Origin of the sequence: Sphingomonas asaccharolytica NBRC 15499 (genome assembly GCF_001598355.1) — a bacterium.
Lineage (GTDB): Bacteria > Pseudomonadota > Alphaproteobacteria > Sphingomonadales > Sphingomonadaceae > Sphingomonas > Sphingomonas asaccharolytica.
Genome location: NZ_BCYU01000157.1, coordinates 1 through 3,109 on the forward strand (window position 1 = coordinate 1; position 3,109 = coordinate 3,109).

Here is a 3,109-nt window from a genome sequence, read left to right on the forward strand (position 1 = left end):
TCTATTGAGTACAGACCCTGGGGTACGTTAAGAGCGTACCCATGTTTCTGAACTTCCTCGACGAGCTTCGTGCCGCTGGCATTCCCGCCAGCATGAAGGAGCATCTCATCCTGCTCGAGGCGCTCGACAAGAACGTGATCGATCGCACGCCGGAGGATTTCTACTATCTCAGCCGCGCGGTGTACGTGAAGGACGAAGGCCTGCTCGATCGCTTCGACCAGGTCTTTGCCAAGGTCTTCAGGGGCATCGCCACGACCTATGGCACCCAGCCGGCGGAGATTCCCGCCGACTGGCTGAAAGCCATCGCCGAGAAATATCTGTCGCCCGAGGAAATGGAACAGATCAAGTCGCTCGGCTCATGGGACGAGATCATGGAGACGCTGAAAAGGCGTCTGGAAGAACAGGAAAAGCGCCACCAAGGCGGCAACAAGTGGATCGGCACCGGCGGCACCAGTCCCTATGGCAATTCGGGCTATAATCCCGAGGGCGTGCGGATCGGCGGCGAGTCCAAGCATGGCCGCGCGATCAAGGTGTGGGATCAGCGCGACTTCAAGAATCTCGACAGCACGCGCGAACTCGGCACGCGCAACATCAAGATCGCGCTCCGCCGCCTGCGCCGTTTCGCGCGCGAAGGCTCGGCTGACGAACTCGATCTCGACGCGACGATCGAGGGCACCGCGCGCCAGGGCTGGCTCGATATCCATATGCGACCCGAGCGGCACAATGCGGTCAAATTGCTGCTATTTCTCGACGTTGGCGGATCGATGGATCCCTGGGTCAAGCTCTGCGAGGAATTGTTCTCGGCGGCGACATCAGAGTTCAAGAACATGGAGTTCTTCTACTTTCACAACTGCCCGTATGAAGGCGTGTGGAAGGACAATCGCCGCCGCTTCACCGAGCGCACGCCGATGTGGGACGTGCTCCACAAATTCGGTCACGATTACAAATTAGTGATCGTCGGCGACGGATCGATGAGCCCGTACGAGATCACCCATCCGGGCGGTTCGGTCGAACATTTCAACGAGGAATCGGGCGCGGTGTGGCTGCACCGGATGACGACCACCTACCCCGCCGCGGTCTGGCTCAACCCGATCAAGGAAGAGCAATGGGGCTATTCGCAATCGATCAAGATCGTCCGCGAACTGATGAACGACCGCATGTACCCGCTGACTTTGGCAGGTCTCGATGACGCTATGCGCGAATTGACGCGAAAAAGGTGAGGGTCGAGCCCCTAGAAGAATTCGAGCTTCAGCACGCCTCGAGCTGCGTCAGCTTAGCTTGAAACTTTTCGGCGAGTTCGAGCCGGCGCGCTCGCGCTTCGGCGGTCACCGCGTTCTTCGCGGCGATCCTCTCCTGCGCCACACGGCGCGCGTAAAAACGAATATCTGATTCCATAGGTGCGACCCCGATCCCCGCGATTCGGTAGATGCGGAGCATGTCACGCTGATGACGCGACGCATCCGTTTTGGGATCAAAGGGGAGCGACTCGCGATAGAATGCGGTTTTCGCGTCGTTTTCGGCCTATTCGGCGGTCAATAGAGCAAATGCGGGCGCCGCACCTCGGCCCAAACCGCCTCATCGGGTACGGTCAGCGAATCGAGATCGCCGGGCAGAGCCGCGGTATCGTCGACCCATTCGCGCAAATCGGGCCCGCCATTGATGACGTCGATCGCCAATTTGTCGAAGACATATTCATACGCGAAATCGCGCCACAGATCGTAGTCGCCGTAGAGCGCGCGGATTGCCTTGAACGCCAGCGCCTGGAGCCGCCACGGGCGGAACGCGTCATGGTTATAGGCGGCGCCCTCGGCATGGATAAAAACGCCGCTGCACAAGCGCGCGACATGTTTGTGGAAAGTCGGCTGGAACCAGAGATCGCGAAGCGTGCAGCCGTCGAGCCATTGCGGTGCGTTCCGGCGCATTTCGGCGATGACCGCGCGCGCGTCGATATCGGGGGCGCCAAACAGTTCGAGCGGGCGTGTCGTCCCGCGTCCCTCGCTCAAGGTGGTTCCTTCGAGCATCACGGTCCCGGCATAAGCGCGCGCCATGTTGACGTTGGCGGCATTGGGGCTCGGATTGATCCAGGGTCGCTCGGGCGGCCAGCCGAAACCGGGCGCCGCATCGGGTTGCCATCCCTCCATCGCGATCACGCGATACTCGACGTCGAGCTTGAAATGATCGATGAACCAATGGCCCATCTCGCCCAAGGTCATGCCGTGCCGCATCGGCATCGGCCCCGCGCCGACAAAGCTTTCCCAACCGGGACGGAGAGTCAGCCCCTCGATCGGCCGACCCGCGGGATTGGGTCGATCGAGCACCCAGACCGATTTGCCGTGCTCTGCCGCCGCTTCGAGCACGTAGAGCAACGTCGTGACGAAAGTGTAGATCCGGCAGCCGACATCCTGAAGGTCGATCAGGATCGTATCGAACGTGCCCATCGACTGGCCGGTGGGACGGCGAACCTCGCCATACAGGCTGAACACCGGCATGCCGTAGGTCGGATCGGTGAAGTCGGGCGACTCCATCATATTGTCCTGCAGATCGCCGCGCACGCCATGTTGCGGGCCGAACACCGCGGAGACGTTGAGCCCCGTCGCGACCAGTGCGTCGATCGAATGCGTCAGGTCCGCGGTGACGGAGGCCGGGTGGGCGAGGAGCGCGACACGCTTGCCCTCGAGCGGTTTCCTCAGGTCTGGCTCATCAAGGAGCCGGTCGATACCGAATTTCATGCGCGATCAGGTGCCGGGAGCCGCTCGACAAAGCAATCCGCGTTGTGAAAATCGGGCGGTCCGGCGGGGTGTTCGAGAGCCCAGAAGCTTTTCGATCCGTCGACCGCTTCGATCACGGCGGTAAGACCGAGCTGCCAGTCCATATCGGCGATCTCCGCCAGTTCCATCCTGGCGGTGAGCACCGGCGATTGCCACGACAGATCGGGAACCGCCGCGGCGTTGCGCATGCCCGCGCGGCGCCCATCGAACTGATACGTCGCCCAACGGCCCGATGGCGAGAGGTTGATCTCGGTATAGTCTGGCTGCTCCGCGGGCTGGACGAACGCCTCGAAACAAGTGTGTTTCCACAAATCATCGGCCCGAGCCGATGCCATCGGCTC

General features: G+C 61.5%; 4 protein-coding genes. 1 reads left to right on the forward strand and 3 read right to left on the reverse strand.

Annotation, left to right across the window (positions count from 1 at the left end; all coding sequences use genetic code 11):
• Window positions 1-41 precede the first annotated feature (41 nt).
• Entirely contained in the window at window positions 42-1,220 is a 1,179-nt protein-coding gene (locus tag SAS01S_RS21740) for a vWA domain-containing protein (RefSeq protein ID WP_066813281.1), read from the forward strand.
• 28 nt (window positions 1,221-1,248) lie between these two features.
• On the opposite strand, the gene SAS01S_RS21745 is transcribed toward SAS01S_RS21740, so the two are convergent.
• The 3 genes from SAS01S_RS21745 to SAS01S_RS22950 all read right to left on the reverse strand — a co-directional run.
• Window positions 1,249-1,395: a hypothetical protein gene (locus SAS01S_RS21745; RefSeq protein ID WP_157082952.1), complete on the reverse strand. Its 147-nt coding sequence runs from the start codon at window positions 1,393-1,395 to the stop codon at window positions 1,249-1,251.
• Between the two features lie 137 nt (window positions 1,396-1,532).
• The gene (locus tag SAS01S_RS21750; protein ID WP_066813283.1) at window positions 1,533-2,729 is read right to left on the reverse strand and encodes an exo-beta-N-acetylmuramidase NamZ family protein; all 1,197 of its coding nucleotides are present in this window, start codon (window positions 2,727-2,729) and stop codon (window positions 1,533-1,535) included.
• The coding region (locus SAS01S_RS22950; protein WP_169805000.1) for a DOMON-like domain-containing protein at window positions 2,726-3,109 on the reverse strand (384 nt) is incomplete at its 5' end. The genes SAS01S_RS21750 and SAS01S_RS22950, both read right to left, overlap by 4 nt.